The 15,761-nt window shown below is 36.9% G+C and carries 12 protein-coding genes; 2 read left to right on the forward strand and 10 right to left on the reverse strand.

The genetic code is table 11. From position 1 onward, the window contains the following. The first annotated feature begins 172 nt into the window (after window positions 1-172). Together abc-f and ACUXVC_RS26005 are read left to right on the forward strand one after the other, a co-directional pair. The gene (abc-f, locus tag ACUXVC_RS26000) at window positions 173-1,807 is read left to right on the forward strand and encodes a ribosomal protection-like ABC-F family protein (protein ID WP_446025886.1); all 1,635 of its coding nucleotides are present in this window, start codon (window positions 173-175) and stop codon (window positions 1,805-1,807) included. A 142-nt stretch (window positions 1,808-1,949) separates the two neighbouring features. Further along, window positions 1,950-3,307, forward strand: a protein-coding gene (locus ACUXVC_RS26005; protein ID WP_446025887.1) for an IS3-like element ISBce18 family transposase whose coding sequence is annotated in 2 segments (ribosomal slippage) — window positions 1,950-2,406 and window positions 2,406-3,307 — 1,359 coding nt in all. Because the reading frame shifts where the segments join, the coding sequence is not laid out codon by codon here. A gap of 56 nt (window positions 3,308-3,363) precedes the next feature. Here ACUXVC_RS26005 and ACUXVC_RS26010 read toward each other — a convergent pair. The 10 genes from ACUXVC_RS26010 to hpf all read right to left on the reverse strand — a co-directional run bounded on the left by ACUXVC_RS26010 (window position 3,364) and on the right by hpf (window position 15,718). Continuing rightward, on the reverse strand, window positions 3,364-3,675 hold the full coding sequence (locus tag ACUXVC_RS26010) for a heavy metal-binding domain-containing protein (protein ID WP_000637523.1): 312 nt from the start codon (window positions 3,673-3,675) through the stop codon (window positions 3,364-3,366). A gap of 65 nt (window positions 3,676-3,740) precedes the next feature. After that, window positions 3,741-5,456 (reverse strand): ABC transporter ATP-binding protein, encoded by a 1,716-nt coding sequence (locus ACUXVC_RS26015; protein ID WP_446025888.1) that lies wholly within the window; start codon window positions 5,454-5,456, stop codon window positions 3,741-3,743. A 230-nt stretch (window positions 5,457-5,686) separates the two neighbouring features. After that, complete coding sequence (locus tag ACUXVC_RS26020) at window positions 5,687-6,889, reverse strand: PDZ domain-containing protein (protein ID WP_144465740.1); 1,203 nt, start codon at window positions 6,887-6,889, stop codon at window positions 5,687-5,689. A 91-nt stretch (window positions 6,890-6,980) separates the two neighbouring features. Further along, window positions 6,981-8,417, reverse strand: coding sequence for a S41 family peptidase (locus ACUXVC_RS26025; protein WP_000830318.1), 1,437 nt, complete (start codon window positions 8,415-8,417; stop codon window positions 6,981-6,983). Window positions 8,418-8,535: 118 nt separating this feature from the next. After that, a complete protein-coding gene (gene ftsX, locus ACUXVC_RS26030; protein WP_000645028.1) occupies window positions 8,536-9,429 on the reverse strand; it encodes a permease-like cell division protein FtsX in 894 nt (297 codons plus the stop codon). Further along, a complete protein-coding gene (ftsE, locus tag ACUXVC_RS26035) occupies window positions 9,419-10,105 on the reverse strand; it encodes a cell division ATP-binding protein FtsE (protein WP_000594319.1) in 687 nt (228 codons plus the stop codon). The genes ftsX and ftsE overlap by 11 nt, the downstream gene beginning before the upstream one ends. A gap of 284 nt (window positions 10,106-10,389) precedes the next feature. Beyond that, on the reverse strand, window positions 10,390-10,713 hold the full coding sequence (cccB, locus tag ACUXVC_RS26040) for a cytochrome c551 (RefSeq protein ID WP_000727975.1): 324 nt from the start codon (window positions 10,711-10,713) through the stop codon (window positions 10,390-10,392). 439 nt (window positions 10,714-11,152) lie between these two features. Continuing rightward, a protein-coding gene (gene prfB, locus ACUXVC_RS26045; RefSeq protein WP_096001455.1) for a peptide chain release factor 2 occupies window positions 11,153-12,251 on the reverse strand; the annotation gives its coding sequence in 2 pieces (ribosomal slippage) (window positions 11,153-12,178 and window positions 12,180-12,251; 1,098 coding nt in all). A 144-nt stretch (window positions 12,252-12,395) separates the two neighbouring features. Continuing rightward, the gene (gene secA / locus ACUXVC_RS26050; RefSeq protein WP_078400870.1) at window positions 12,396-14,903 is read right to left on the reverse strand and encodes a preprotein translocase subunit SecA; all 2,508 of its coding nucleotides are present in this window, start codon (window positions 14,901-14,903) and stop codon (window positions 12,396-12,398) included. Window positions 14,904-15,175: 272 nt separating this feature from the next. Next, window positions 15,176-15,718: a ribosome hibernation-promoting factor, HPF/YfiA family gene (gene hpf, locus ACUXVC_RS26055; protein ID WP_000671193.1), complete on the reverse strand. Its 543-nt coding sequence runs from the start codon at window positions 15,716-15,718 to the stop codon at window positions 15,176-15,178. Window positions 15,719-15,761 lie beyond the last annotated feature (43 nt).

Consider the following 15,761-nt stretch of genomic DNA (forward strand, 5'->3'; position numbering starts at 1 on the left):
TCATCCATCACAAATAGTGAACAAAAATGATGAAAACTAGCAGAGGATTAGTCTGTCCATTTGTCGATACTTTCTTTCGAAACGATCATGTAAAAAATCGTTTATTTATATACGATTTTTTACATACAAGGGCGACGTTTATCCTCTCTAGTGAAACTAGGGAGGTTTTTTTATGACTATTTTATTCGCAAGTAATATTGAAAAGAGCTTTGGTGATCGCACACTATTTACGTTACCATCACTGAAAATTCAAGCACAGGATCGCATAGGTATTGTCGGAGTCAACGGAGCTGGTAAATCTACGTTATTACAAATATTAAGTAAAGAAATAGAAGCTGACAGAGGCATAGTAACTCATCATAGTTCTATCAGCATAATTCCTCAGCTTAGCGAGGAATTACCGGAAACTACCTCTTCCCTTGCAAAAGGAAAATGGAGTATTTCAAACGTTACCGACGTAATGAGCGGTGGTGAACGAATGCGGCTAAAGATTGCCCATGCTCTCGAACAAAATGCAGGCATTTTATTCGCTGATGAACCAACAAGCCACTTAGATATGGTCGGTACAGAGCAATTAGAAAAGGCACTTTCATCCTATAAAGGAGCACTTGTTTTAATATCGCATGATCGTGAATTTCTAGATAATATATGTACCAAAATTATTGAAATTGAAGACGGTATTATTCAAGAGTATAAAGGGAATTATTCCAACTATCGAACGCAAAAAGAACGTGAACGAATACAAAAACAAGCAGAATATGAGCAATATGTACAAGAAAAAAATCGTTTAGAACAATCCATTCTACAAAAAAAGCAACGTGCTTCTAGCATGATAAAAATCCCAACACGGTTCAGTTCATCTGAATCTAAACTTTATAAATTAAGTGGAGCTCATGGTCAAGAACAGGTTAGTAAAGCAGCAAAAGCATTAGAGACACGTCTCGAAAAATTAGAAAAGAAAGAAAAGCCAAAGGATTTTTCTCAAGCTCAGTTTGACGTACAATACCATACACCCATTCATAGTAAGGTGGCAGTACAGTTCAATAAAGCAACAAAGAAAATAGGCGACCGCACACTATTTAAAAATATGAATGGAACTATTGTCCCTGGTGCAAAACTAGCTATTTTAGGGGCAAATGGAAGTGGCAAAACCACTTTGTTCAACATGCTTCTCACAAACGAGCGTGGCATGCAGCTATCGAAAAGTTGTAAAGTTGGATACTTCGAACAAACATTATCTATTTTAAAAACAGATAAAACCATTTTAGAAAACGTTCTAGAAGAAACAAAATATACGGAAGCATTCGTTCGCACAATACTTGCACGGCTTCTATTCCGTCGTGAGGATGTTCATAAACCTGTGCACGTTCTAAGCGGGGGTGAACGAATGAAGGTTGCACTCGCAAAAGTATTTTTAGGAAACTATAATATGCTTCTGCTAGATGAACCGACAAACTATTTAGACTTAGCAACGCAAGAAGAATTAGAAACCATGTTACAAGAATATCCTGGCACAATACTTTTCATTAGCCATGACCGTGCCTTTATTCGCTCTGTTGCAGACCATATTCTACAAGTAGATGAGAGTGAACCAAGAGTATTCCACGGTAATTACGAGCAATACACAAAAAGAACAACCGGGAATTCTGTAAACGTTACTAAACAAGAATTATTAAGGTTACAAACAAAATTAACTGAAGTCATCAGTCGGATTTCTATACCCAATCATCACGATGACATCACATCTCTCAACCAAGAATACGAAACATTATTAGTTCAAATACGGAAATGTAAAGAAGCGCTCTAATGTCTTCCCTATATATCGACGGGACCTTCCGCATTTCCCAAGAAATATTGAAACTTCGACATATAAAGTAAAAAGCCATGCATCAGTGAACTGCACCCCAATTGTTAGACACAGTCTAACAATTGGAGGTGCAGTTTTTTGTATGACAAAATTTACGAAGGATTTAAAGTTAACGCTCGTTCAAGGATTTAATCCGAAAATAATTTCTCAAGCAGAATATGCAAAACAGATGCATATTACAAAGGCACAATTTCAATACTGGTTACGCTTATACGAACTCCATGGAGAAGAAGGTTTATACGAGGTCTATACAAATTACACCGCAGAGTTTAAACTAGACGTACTAAATTTTATGGCTCAATCGGGTATATCGTTAATGGATACAGCGGCTATCTTCATGATTCCTTCTTTTACAACGGTTTATCAATGGAAGAAGCAATTTGAAGTAGGTGGCTTAGATGCCCTTGAACCAAAGAAAAAGGGGCGTCCATCCATGAAAAATAAAAACACAAAACATGATACTAAAAAGATTCCGGCAGAAGGTTCAGTTGAAGCGTTACAAGCTGAATTAGAACGCTTACGTATGGAAAATGCGTATTTAAAAAAGTTGAATGCCTTAGTTCAAAACAAGGAAAAATCACCAAACAAGACAAGGCACAAGTAGTCTATGAATTAAGGCATGAGTTTCAAGTGAAAGAATTAGTAAAGTTAGCGGATATCCCTCGAAGCACCTATTATTTTTATGTAAAACAAATGGATAGAATCGATCCAGATGCCGATTTAAAAGTAGAAATTAAAGCGATTTATGATGAACACGAAGGTCGTTATGGATATCGTCGTATTCGTGATGAGTTAGCCAATCGTAATCAAATAGTGAATCATAAAAAAGTGCAACGAATTATGAAAGAGTTAGGTTTAAAATGTCTTGTACGTATGAAAAAATATAAATCTTATAAAGGAACAGTTGGTAAAATCGCACCTCATATTTTAGAGCGTAAATTTACGGCAGATACGCCAAATGAAAAATGGGTAACCGATATTACAGAATTTAAATTATTCGGTGAGAAACTTTATTTATCACCTGTATTAGACTTGTATAATGGTGAAATCATTACCTATACAATTGGCTCTAGACCGACGTATTCACTTGTTTCAGAAATGTTAGAGACAGCATTAGAAGGTTTACCTGAAAATCACCAACTAATGATGCATTCAGATCAAGGGTGGCATTATCAAATGAAACAGTACCGTCACCCATTACAAAAAAGAGGTATCGTACAAAGTATGTCTCGTAAAGGCAACTGTTATGACAACGCAGTAATGGAGAATTTCTTTGGAATCATGAAGTCTGAGTTTCTCTACATAAAAGAGTTTGAAAGTGTAGAGCACTTCAAAATAGAATTAGAAAAATATATAGATTATTACAATACAAAACGGATAAAAGCAAAATTAAAAATGAGCCCGGTGCAATACCGGACTCATTTTTATCGAGCTGCCTAATGAAATAACCGTGTCTAACTTTTAGGGGTCACTTCACATCAGCACGGCTTTTCATTTTAGATACGGACAGCAGTCCCGCTCACAGCAACCATTAGCATCCCTTCGCGAACTACTTCGTAATCCACGTCGATACCAACAATTGCATTTGCATTTTTTTGTCTTGCGAAAGTTTTCATCTCTTCCATTGCAATGTCGCGCGCTTCTTTTAATTTACTTTCATAAGCACCCGCACGACCGCCGACAACGTCACGGACAGAAGCGAAGAGGTCACGAACGATATTCGCGCCCATAATCGCTTCTCCATTGACGATATCGATATACTCAATAATTTCTTTTCCTTGAATTGTAGACGTTGTTGTTACAATCATACTTTATTTCCTCCCATATGAGATTTTTACCTACTTATGGTGCACTAATTCAGTACAAATTATATTTACGAACTAAACTGAGCTTCGTATAACCTACTGTATCCTCCGCCTTGCTCAATTAATTCATCATGTGAACCTTGTTCTGCAATACCGTCTTTATTTACAACGACAATTCGATCTGCATTTTTAATCGTTGCAAGTCTGTGAGCGATAACTAACGTTGTACGGCCAGCTGCTAATTCAGCAAGTGATTTTTGAATTGCAAGTTCCGTCTCAGTATCTAGTGCGGAAGTAGCTTCATCTAGTATTAAAATTGGCGGGTTTTTCAAGAACATACGAGCAATTGCTAGACGCTGCTTCTGTCCACCAGAAAGTTTTACACCACGCTCACCGATAACAGTATCTAAACCGTCTGGTTGTGAGTAAATTAAGTCTTCTAACTGCGCACGTTTTACTGCCTGCCAAATTTCAGCTTCTGACGCCTTTAAGTTCCCGTAAGCAATATTTTCACGAATTGTTCCTGAGAATAAGAACACATCTTGCTGCACAATTCCAATTTGCTTACGAAGTGAAGATAATGTCATATCTTTCGTATCAATTCCATCAATTTGAATCGATCCAGATGATTGCTCATAAAAACGTGGTAATAGGCTACATAACGTCGTTTTCCCAGCTCCTGATGGTCCAACGAACGCAACTGTTTCACCTGCATGTATGTTCAAACTAATGTCATTTAAAATCGGTTCTTTGTTTTCATATCCAAACGTAATGTTGTTATATTGAATATCACCATGTACATGCTTCACTTCCATTGCATCTTTAGAGTCTACAATGTCAGGCTCTGTTTCAAGAAGCTCTACATACCTTTTAAAACCAGCGATTCCTTTCGGATAGCTTTCGATTACCGCGTTAATTTTTTCAATTGGACGGAAGAAAATATTCGTTAATAGAACGAATCCGATAAATCCACCGTATGTTAATTCTCCTTGCAGAACAAACCATGTACCGCATATTAATACGAAGAGCGTTACGAGACGCATGAGCATATAACTAATCGATGAATTTAAAGCCATAATTTTATACGCCATTAATTTCGTTGTACGGAAACGAGCGTTGTTCACAGCGAATTGCTCTTTCTCAAACTTTTCATTTCCGAATGCTTGTACAACGCGAATACCACCAACGTTGTTCTCAATACATGCATTGAAATCAGCAACGTCTGAGAATAAACGTCTAAATGTACCTGTCATTTTTTTATTGAAGTAAAGTGCTAACCATAATAGGAATGGAATGACGAAGAACGTTAATAACGCTAACTTCCAGTTGATCATCATCATAAATGAGAATGCCCCAACTAAAGTCATTACGGCGATAAATAAATCTTCTGGTCCATGGTGAGCAATTTCCCCAATTTCCATTAAATCGTTTGTAAGACGCGAAATTAAATGACCTGTTTTATTATTATCAAAAAATCTGAATGATAGCTTTTGAATATGATCAAATAATTTCTGCCTCATATCTGTTTCAATGTTAACACCAAGCATATGTCCCCAATATGTAACGACATATTGTAAGCCTGCATTTAACATATAAACTGCGAGTAAACCGAAACAAGCCCATAAAATAAGCGTCCAGTTTTGCCCTGGCAATAACTTATCAATAAATTGATTTACGATAAGCGGGAAGCCGAGTTCTAATAATCCTGCGACAACCGCACAAGAAAAGTCGAGTATAAATAAACCTTTATACGGTTTATAGTACGAGAAAAATTTACGCAGCATATCTTACCTCCATTTTCCAAAATTAAAAAGACTCCCTAAATGATAACCATTATCAAATAATTATTCAAGTTATCCGTCTATGAAACTGAAAATAAGCTTTGCGATAGCTGTCGTTTTTGGCCGGAAAGTCGATATATTCGAATAATCGCCGATATAAATTTCATTTACTAACTACCCTCCCCCCAAAAAACAAAAAAAGGTACCACCACAAGGTGATACCATTCCTTCTATTACATCGCTTCTGAATCCCACTCATGCTCCTGTTCAACGAATACAATACCTAATTCGTGATGTCCACCAGCATATAATGCAGTTTGTGCAAGACGAAGCTCACCATTTGTATCTAATACTTCTAATTTACAAAATGCTCCTGTCGTCTTCGTTTGAAGCGCATCATAAAATTCCTCGGCGGTTTTTGGAATGACTCCATTTACTTTCGTAATAATTTCTCCAGGCAGTAATTTCAGCTCTGCTCCAATTGTATTTGGAATTGTATCTAGTACAATGAGCCCATCATTGCGTGCAGCAAAATACGCTGGTCTTGTTTCATCAGCAATTTTCTCTTGCATCGAAATTGTGAAACGCCCAAGCATCGCGACTCCCATCGCGATAATTGCAAGTACGTGCCACCAGTAACTTGCGATTCCTAAAACGAGCACAAGTCCTGCTAATCCATAAACACGTCTTCCTGTAAATAATAAAGCTTCCGTCGGCTCATAACTTTTAATCTTTCTCATAAACCCAATTAAAAATGGAACGAGGAATAGAGAATATGTATTTGAACCTATTGAAACGACAGGCCACCATGAAATAAACTGCGTTACCGCATCACCCGGTACAAGAATAAAAATAGGAACGATCCATAAACGCTTTGATTCGTGTAAACCAATCTTTAATCCACGCTTCCCCTTCCTAATCTTCGGTGTAGAGTATCCTACCGCGTTTTTAGAAATCAATAAGCCTTCTACAATAAGCATAACGCCTAGTAAAATAGCAAGGGATACAATGGTACTCTCTTCACCTTCTCGAAGCTGTAAGAAGGAAACTGGTAGCTTAGAAGATAATAGAACACATACAATCGCAATGCTAAATGTATAAGCTGCCGATAAATATCGATACATAGCCGTTAATCCAAATAGTAATGTCCAAATTAAAATGGCCCATAAGCTTGCTTTAGAAACAACAAGTCCAAGCCCAATCGTAATAATAGATACTACTAATCCGTATCCAATCCCTGCAAATAGAGAGGTTCGCAGTTCAAACCAAATATCATAAACTTTAAAAGAAAAATCTTTTCGTTCTCTTAACATACGTAAGTATCCAACGAAGATACTACTTATTACAAATATATAGACAGCAGGGTGTAAGAAAAAACGTCCAACTGCCCGCATTATTTCAAAAATCCACGCCTCCACGAACTCATTCACCACCATTTATATCATTCTTTCTTTTTATATTATCACAACTAAACAAACGTTTGTTTAACACAAAAAAATACAGGCAGCAAACTGCCTGTATTTCTTCTTATTTTGCCATTAACTTTAATGCTGACTGTAATTGTAAATCATTTTCTCCAGAACGGATTTTTTCGATAATTTTAGTTTGAATCGCTTCAGCTGTCTTTTTATCAAGCTGTCCTGTCGCTTCCATCTCATTCGCATTTTGGAATGCTTTCAGCGCCGATTCTGTCTCTTTACTAAAGTATCCATCTTCACGACCTGGTACATACCCTAAGCTCTTAAGCATTTCTTGAGCATGTTTTACTTGTACATCATTTGAATTGTATGAAAGTGTTTTTTCAATTTGAATTGGTGTCGCATGATAATAATTTGGTTGCTTCACTTCTACTGTTGGTGCGATTCCTTTTTTATGAATCCAGTTCCCATCCGGTGTTAACCATTTAAACATCGTTAATTTAATGTTGCTGCCGTCTTTAAATGGAACAGCTTGCTGGACAGTACCTTTACCAAATGTTTTTTCACCAATTAAATCGTATCCTTCTCCTTCTTTCAGCGCACCCGCTAAAATCTCTGAAGCAGAAGCACTTCCATTATCAATTAATACTGAAATTGGATATGGTTTTCTCTCTTTCAGTTCCGTAGAGAATTTCTTCTTCTCACCATTTCGCTGCTCTACTTGTAGCATTGGCTTTTTATTCGTCATAATTTCCCCTAGTATATCTTCTACACTATTTAAATAGCCACCAGGATTACCACGCACGTCAATAACTAAGCCTTTTATATTTTTCTTCTCTAACTCTTTTAACTGATCCTTAAATTCCTTCGCTGTATTTTCAGCAAAAGAAGTGATTTGCATATAACCGATATCTTTTCCACTCTCTTGCTTCACAGAACTAAACACTGTAAAGATTGGAATCTTTTCACGCTTAATTTTAAATACAATCGGATCAGTTACTCCCGCACGTTTAATTTCAATTGCGACAGTCGTTCCCTTTTTACCACGAATTTTTAATACCGCTTCTTCACGTGATAAGTCTTTCACACTGTTTCCATCTACAGATAAAATTTGGTCATTCGGTTTAATTCCTATCTTTTCTGCTGGTGAACCTTTAATTGGCGATACGATAATAAGCTTATCGTCCGTCTTGTTCACCTCAGCCCCAATCCCCTCTAATTCAGGATCAAGCGATTCACTAAACTGTTTGGCTGTTTCTTTATCCATATACGTGGAATAAGGGTCCTTCAGCGTAGACAACATACCTTGTATTGCACCTTCAACTAACTTTTCATCTTTCACGTCTTCCACATAACGTGAATCAATTAGTGCATACGCCTCATTAATTTTTGCCAAATTCCCTTGCGCAGTGCTAGCATTCCCACTCGAAATTGTTTGCGTTACTTCTGCTGGGGTAACCCCAAATACAGACATGCCTGCAAACATTCCGCCAGCACCAATTAAAAATGCAACAACCATTCCAATAATTGCAACTCTACGTTTCAATGCGGAATTCCCCTTTCCAAAACACACAGGTGGTGTAGCAAAAGGCATCACACAGTGTGTGATGCCTTTACCTATTTCTACTATATGATAAGCTTGTACGAATTATGTTTGCAACTTTTTATACTTTTAAGAAGCGACGAATTGACATTACACTTCCCCACATACCGATTAAAGCACCGATTAATACTAGTAAACCAGCTAATTGGAATACGAAAGGACTGTATGGTAGCAGCTCGAAAATTGTTCCGCCAAGTTTTTCGTTAAACACACCTTGCAACGAATTATACGTAACTAGAATTAGGCCAATTGGAATAATTGATCCTAATACTCCTAAGAATAATCCCTCTAGCAAGAATGGCCAACGAATAAACCAGTTTGTTGCACCAACAAGTTTCATAATTTCAATTTCTGTACTACGAGCATAAATTGTAATTTTAATTGTATTAGAGATTAAGAACATCGCTGTGAATAAAAGACCAGCAATTAACGCAATCCCAATGTTACGACCAGTTTTTACAGTATCAAATAATCGTTCAACTTGCCCTTTTCCGTACTGAACATTACTGACAAACTGCATTTTTTCAACTTTCTTCGCGATTGTCGCTGTATCTGTTGGTTCTTTTGCTTTTACAACGAATACGTTTTTAAGTGGGTTATCTTGTTCAAATAACTCAAACGTTTTTCCACTATCACCTAAGCTTTTAATTAAACGTTTTAACTCTTCTTCTTTAGAAGAATATTTAATAGAATCTACTTTTGCAATCTTACTCATATCTTCTTCTAATTTCTTTTGATCCGCTTCTTTTGCAGCTGGATCAATGTGTACACGAATCTCTACATCTTGCTCTACTTTCGTCGCAAAATGGTTCATATTCATAATCGCTGTTAAAAAGACACCTACAAGTAATAATGTAACTGTTACTGCACTAACAGAAGCAAATGTCATCCATCCGTTACGTGATAGATTCTTTACACCTTCTCGCAAATGTCGACTAAGGGTCTTAGCCTTCATATCCGTATCCTCCCTCAATCTCATCTCGAACAATTTTTCCGCCTTCAATCGCGATTACACGATGACGGATTGTATTTACGATATCTGCATTATGCGTCGCCATAACGATCGTTGTGCCGCGCTCATTAATGCGAGTAAAAATATTCATAATATCAAGAGCTGTTTCAATATCTAAGTTACCTGTTGGCTCATCGGCAATTACAACCTTTGGTCTATTTACAATTGCTCTTGCAATAGCCACACGTTGTTGCTCCCCGCCCGAAAGCTCACTTGGAAGTGCGTCTGCACGATCTTCAAGGCCTACAAGACCTAGAACTTCTGTTACACGCTCACGAATTGCATCCGGTTCTTCTTCAATTACTTCTAAAGCAAACGCAACATTCTCATATACCGTTAATTTAGGTAGCAATTTAAAATCTTGGAAAATTACGCCTAATTGACGACGGAAATACGGAACGTCTCTTTCTGCCAATGTTTCGATAGTAAGTCCATTTACATTAATAGATCCTGTAGATGGTTTCTCTTCACGATACATCATTTTAATAAATGTAGATTTTCCGGCTCCACTCGGTCCAACTACGTATACGAATTCACCTTGTTTAATGTTAACTGTAAGACCAGCAATGGCTTTCATACCATTCGGGTACTCCTTATAAACATTCGTCATTTTTATCATTATTTATCACCCAATACTTAATGATTTTTTTCGAAATACTTTTCTGTACATCTGAAAATAAAAGACATCCTTCATTTTCACTTATTCATCCTTGTTGAAGGTAGTTTACTTATGCTTTCTCATAAGCAATACCACTCTATGTAATATATTTCAGCAAAATTCTACAAACCCCATTGTAACATCAAACGGTTTCCAATTTGGATACATTTTTGTTACAGTTATGTTACATTCCAGAAAAAGGAAAACGAGTTGAATATATTATCAACTCGTCCATTTCACCTTTTTTATTTATGTTCTGCTAACCATTCAGATACTTTTTTCGCATCTTCACCTTGAATAAGTCCTGGTGACATTGAACCGCGGCCTTTTTTAATAATCTCTTCGATATCTGCGGCGTCGTACTTACCGCCCACTTTTCTTAAATCAGGTCCAGTTGCCCCTGATAAATCTGTTGCGTGACATCCAGCACAACTTCTTTGGAAAATTTGTTCTGCGCTGTCTGTGCTTGCAGACTGTTTCGAAGACTTACTCTCTTCTTTATTTCCGCATGCTCCTAAAGTAAAAACAACCGATGTCCCTAGCGCAATAGCCAACAATTTCTTTTTCACTTCTATCGCTCCCCATTGTTGATATTCTTTTTATTCCTAACACACTCATTTTCATTATAAGCATTATCTTTATATAGAAAAACTAAGGTGTATTTCATATTCCTCAAAAATACAGTGAGAACCTTGATAAAATAAAGCTTTCATAAGTTGTTTCAATTCTGTGAACAACTTAAAAAACTTCTATAAAGAATCCTTTTTAAAAGGAAAATTAGAAAAGTTCTATATAAATCTTCACCCTATTACCGCTCTATTTTACTATTCTCTACTTTTTACAAAACAATATACAGCATTGTAATCTACATATAATCCCATCAAAAAGAGAAGTTGTCGTTTCCAACTTCTCTTCCTCTTTACTTCATCTATAAAAATAAAATCAAATGCCTTATATCCTCTATATCCTCAGCATGCGCCAACAATTTTGTTGGCTTTTTTTCGCTTATTAGATGCGAGAACGTAAGTAAGCATCAATAAATGGATCAATCTCTCCATCCATAACTGCTTGTACGTTACCAACCTCCGTATTTGTACGGTGGTCTTTTACAAGAGAATACGGGTGGAATACGTAAGAACGGATTTGGCTACCCCATCCGATTTCTTTTTGTTCCCCACGGATTTCATCTAATTGTGCCTGTTGCTCTTCTAGTTTCTTTTGATATAATTTCGCTTTTAACATCTTCATCGCATGCTCACGGTTTTTAATTTGTGAACGCTCTGACTGACACGTTACAACTGTATTTGTCGGTGTATGTGTAATACGAACTGCTGAATCTGTCGTATTTACGTGCTGTCCACCCGCTCCACTTGCGCGGTACGTATCAATTTTTAAATCTTCTGTACGTACTTCGATTTCAACTTCATCATTGAACTCTGGTACAACTTCACAAGATACAAACGATGTATGACGACGACCTGAAGAATCGAATGGTGAAATACGTACAAGACGATGTACACCTTTCTCTGCTTTTAAGTAACCGTAAGCGTTATGACCTTTAATTAATAAAGTTACACTCTTAATACCAGCTTCATCACCTGGTAAATAGTCAACCGTTTCTACTTTAAATCCACGTTTTTCAGCCCAACGTGTATACATACGTAATAACATAGAACCCCAGTCTTGTGACTCAGTTCCACCTGCACCTGGATGTAATTCTAAAATCGCATTATTTTTATCATAAGGATCACTTAATAGTAACTGAAGCTCATACTCATTCATTTCTTGAATTAAGCCTTTTACTTCTGATTCTAATTCCTCATGTAAATCTTCATCATATTCTTCTTTTAAAAGCTCATGCGTTACTTCTAAATTTTCGAACGTCTCATCTAACTGACGGAAACTTCCAACCATATCTTTTAACGCATTCGCTTCATTAATTACAACTTGTGCGCCTTGTTGGTCATCCCAAAATCCTGCGCCCATCATTTTTTCTTCTAATTCTGCAATTTGGTTCTCCTTAGTAGGGAGGTCAAAGAGACCCCCTAAAAGCCGCTAATCGCTTAGCCATTTTCTCTAATTCCTGTCTAATTTCTACTAATTCCATTTCCTTCACCTCTATGTAATTGCTGTTACTTTCGTATGAAAACAAGGGAAACTCTCTCCACTTATTACGGAGAGAGTTTAATTCTTCTTAATTATACATTTTTGATATAAAAGTTTGCAAAGCAGCCAAAGCTACCGCCCTATATTACTGAACAATACCACAGCAGTTTTTATATTTTTTACCGCTACCACATTTACATAAATCGTTGCGGCCCACTTGGTCACCTTTTACAACTGGCTTTTTCTTCGCTTCTTCGCCATCGCTAGATGGATGAACAGCTTCACCTTGAACAACTTCTTGACGTTCTAAGTTTTGTTCAATTTCAGCTTTCATAATGTAACGAGAAATTTCCTCTTCAATAGAAGCAACCATTGACTCGAACATCGCGAATCCTTCCATTTGGTACTCACGAAGTGGATCAATTTGACCGTAAGCACGTAAATGAATACCTTCACGAAGGTGATCCATCGCATCAATATGCTCTGTCCATTTCGTATCTACAACGCGGAATACAACAACCTTCTCAAACTCACGCATTTGCTCTTCTGGCATAAGCTTTTCTTTGTCATTATAACGCTCTATTAATTTCGCGATAATCGGTTCGCTCATTTCCTCAGGAGCAAGGCGACGTAATTCTTCTTCTTTTATGTCTCCTTCTTGAAGAAGGTTTGTATTTAAGTAGTCAACAAGACCTTTAATGTTCCAATCCTCTTCAATTTCCTCTTGTGTATGAAGCGCAACAGCACGTTCTACTGTAGATTTCATCATACCTTCAATAATGCCACGTAAGTTTTCTGATTCCATTACTTCTTGACGTTGCTTATAAATAACTTCACGTTGCTGACGAAGTACATCATCGTATTGTAATAACTGCTTACGTGCATCATAGTTATTTCCTTCAACACGTTTTTGTGCAGACTCTACCGCACGAGAAACCATTTTACTTTCAATTGGCTGAGAATCATCCATACCAAGACGATCCATCATTGCTTTCATATTATCTGAACCAAATCGGCGCATTAATTCATCTTCCATTGATAAGTAGAACTGCGTCACACCAGGGTCCCCTTGACGACCAGCACGACCACGTAACTGATTATCAATACGACGGCTTTCATGACGTTCTGTACCGATAACTGCTAGACCGAAGATTTTCACATCGTCTCCAAGCTTAATATCTGTACCACGACCAGCCATATTCGTTGCAATCGTTACAGCACCTTTCATACCGGCTTCTGCAATGATATCTGCTTCACGCGCATGGTTTTTCGCATTTAAAATGTTATGACGTACACCTTTACGTGTTAACATTTTTGAAATAAGCTCTGAAGTTTCAATTGCAACTGTACCTACAAGAACAGGTTGCCCTTGTTTATGACGATTTACAATATCCTCAACAACAGCATTGAACTTACCTTCCATTGATTTAAAGATTAAATCAGCACGATCATCACGAATAATCGGTTTGTTTGTTGGAATTACAATAACGTTCATATTGTAAATGTTACGGAATTCCTCTTCCTCTGTTTTCGCTGTACCAGTCATACCAGATAATTTTTCATACATACGGAAGTAGTTCTGGAATGTAATTGTCGCAAGCGTCATACTCTCATTTTGAATTTCTACACCTTCTTTTGCTTCAATCGCTTGGTGTAATCCTTCGCTATAACGACGACCTTTCATAAGACGACCAGTAAATTGGTCTACAATTACGATTTCGCCTTCTTGTACAACATAATCTGTATCACGGTGCATAACAACGTGTGCACGAAGCGCCTGATTAATATGGTGAAGAAGTGCTACATGTTTTAAATCGAATAAGTTTTCAATATGGAAAGCTTTCTCTGCTTTCGTAATACCATCTTCTGTTAACATTACATTTTTCGTTTTCACATCAAATGAATACTCTTTTTCATTTTCTAACGTACGAACGAATGCATTTGCAAACATGTATAGCTCTGTTGATTTTTGAGCTTGTCCCGAAATAATAAGCGGCGTACGCGCTTCATCGACTAAAATAGAATCGACTTCATCGATAATAGCAAAGTGAAGTGGACGTTGAACGCACTGCTCTTTATATAAAACCATGTTGTCACGTAAGTAATCGAATCCAAGCTCATTATTTGTGCTATACGTAATATCAGCAGCATAAGCCTCTTGTTTCTCTTCGCGTGACATATGGTTTAAGTTAATTCCTACCGTTAAGCCAAGGAACTCATGAAGTTGTCCCATTTCGTTCGCATCACGTTGTGCTAAGTATTCATTGACTGTAACAACGTGAACACCTTTTCCTGTTAAAGCATTTAAATATACAGGTAATGTAGATGTTAACGTTTTACCTTCACCCGTTTTCATCTCAGAAATATTCCCTTCATGTAAGGCAATACCCCCCATTAACTGTACGCCATATGGACGCATTCCAAGAACACGAGTTGCCGCTTCGCGAACAACTGCAAAAGCTTCAGGTAGTAGATCATCTACTGTTTCACCTTTTGTTAGACGTTCTTTAAATTCAAGCGTCTTTCCTTTTAATTGTTCATCAGTTAGTGGCTTAATAGATGACTCTAATGCATCAATTTGCTCAACTGTCTTTTGCATACGTTTAATTTGGCGTTGGTTTACATCAAACACCTTTTTTAAAATACCGATCATAGGAAATACGCTCCTCTTTTATTAAAATAAAACTTCCGATTGTTTTTCTTTTTCTCTATTACAATCAGTCGTTGTAAAAATCAAATGTATGTTATGCCAATTTTTCTCCTAATTAAAAAAACTAAAATGTATATACCTAATGATAATTGTAACACTTGTCTTATAACTATGACAACAATCGGCCGAATGTCTCGTTCTAAATTAAGAAAAGTTTTTTAAAAATCTATTTTCAGCAAAAAAAGCGCAGCCATTTCGGCTGCGCTTTTGAATTATTATTTAGTTTCGATTAAACCGTATTTCCCATCTTTACGGCCATATACAACATTAGTTTCATTTGTATCAGCATTTGTGAAGACGAAGAAATTATGTCCTAGCATATCCATTTGTAGGATCGCTTCTTCAACGTCCATCGGTTTTAAATCGAATCGTTTTGTACGTACAAGTTCTAATTCATCCTCTTCTACCGCATCCAGAACAGCTACTGCTTCTGGAAGGATAAAGTTCGTTTTCACAGAACCTTTCTCACGTAACTTACGATTTACCTTTGTTTTATGTTTACGAATTTGTCGCTCAAGTTTATCAACTACTAAATCGATAGCAGCGTACATATCACTATTAGTTTCTTCTGCACGAAGTAATAAATCAGTAAATGGTATTGTTACCTCGACACGTTGCTTGTCAGAGTATACTTTTAAATTAACTTTAATCTCTGGGAATGTATCAAAATAACGCTCTAACTTACTTAGTTTTTTCTCTACATATTCCTTTAATGCTGGAGTTACTTCAATATTTTCACCACGAATGTTGAATTTCATAGATGAATTCCTCCTTTCAAGCCTATGTCCTATAATTTCGACA

The sequence above is a fragment of the Bacillus sp. N6 genome, assembly GCF_052805735.1.

Bases quoted from the DNA above. Each gene is read 5' to 3' on its own strand.
- ACUXVC_RS26015 (WP_446025888.1), bottom strand. From the start codon at position 5,456: ATGCTGCGTAAATTTTTCTCGTACTATAAACCGTATAAAGGTTTATTT.
- ACUXVC_RS26010 (WP_000637523.1), bottom strand. From the start codon at position 3,675: ATGATTGTAACAACAACGTCTACAATTCAAGGAAAAGAAATTATTGAG.
- ftsX (WP_000645028.1), bottom strand. From the start codon at position 9,429: ATGAAGGCTAAGACCCTTAGTCGACATTTGCGAGAAGGTGTAAAGAAT.
- secA (WP_078400870.1), bottom strand. From the start codon at position 14,903: ATGATCGGTATTTTAAAAAAGGTGTTTGATGTAAACCAACGCCAAATT.
- abc-f (WP_446025886.1), top strand. From the start codon at position 173: ATGACTATTTTATTCGCAAGTAATATTGAAAAGAGCTTTGGTGATCGC.
- ACUXVC_RS26020 (WP_144465740.1), bottom strand. From the start codon at position 6,889: ATGGTGGTGAATGAGTTCGTGGAGGCGTGGATTTTTGAAATAATGCGG.
- ftsE (WP_000594319.1), bottom strand. From the start codon at position 10,105: ATGATAAAAATGACGAATGTTTATAAGGAGTACCCGAATGGTATGAAA.
- hpf (WP_000671193.1), bottom strand. From the start codon at position 15,718: ATGAAATTCAACATTCGTGGTGAAAATATTGAAGTAACTCCAGCATTA.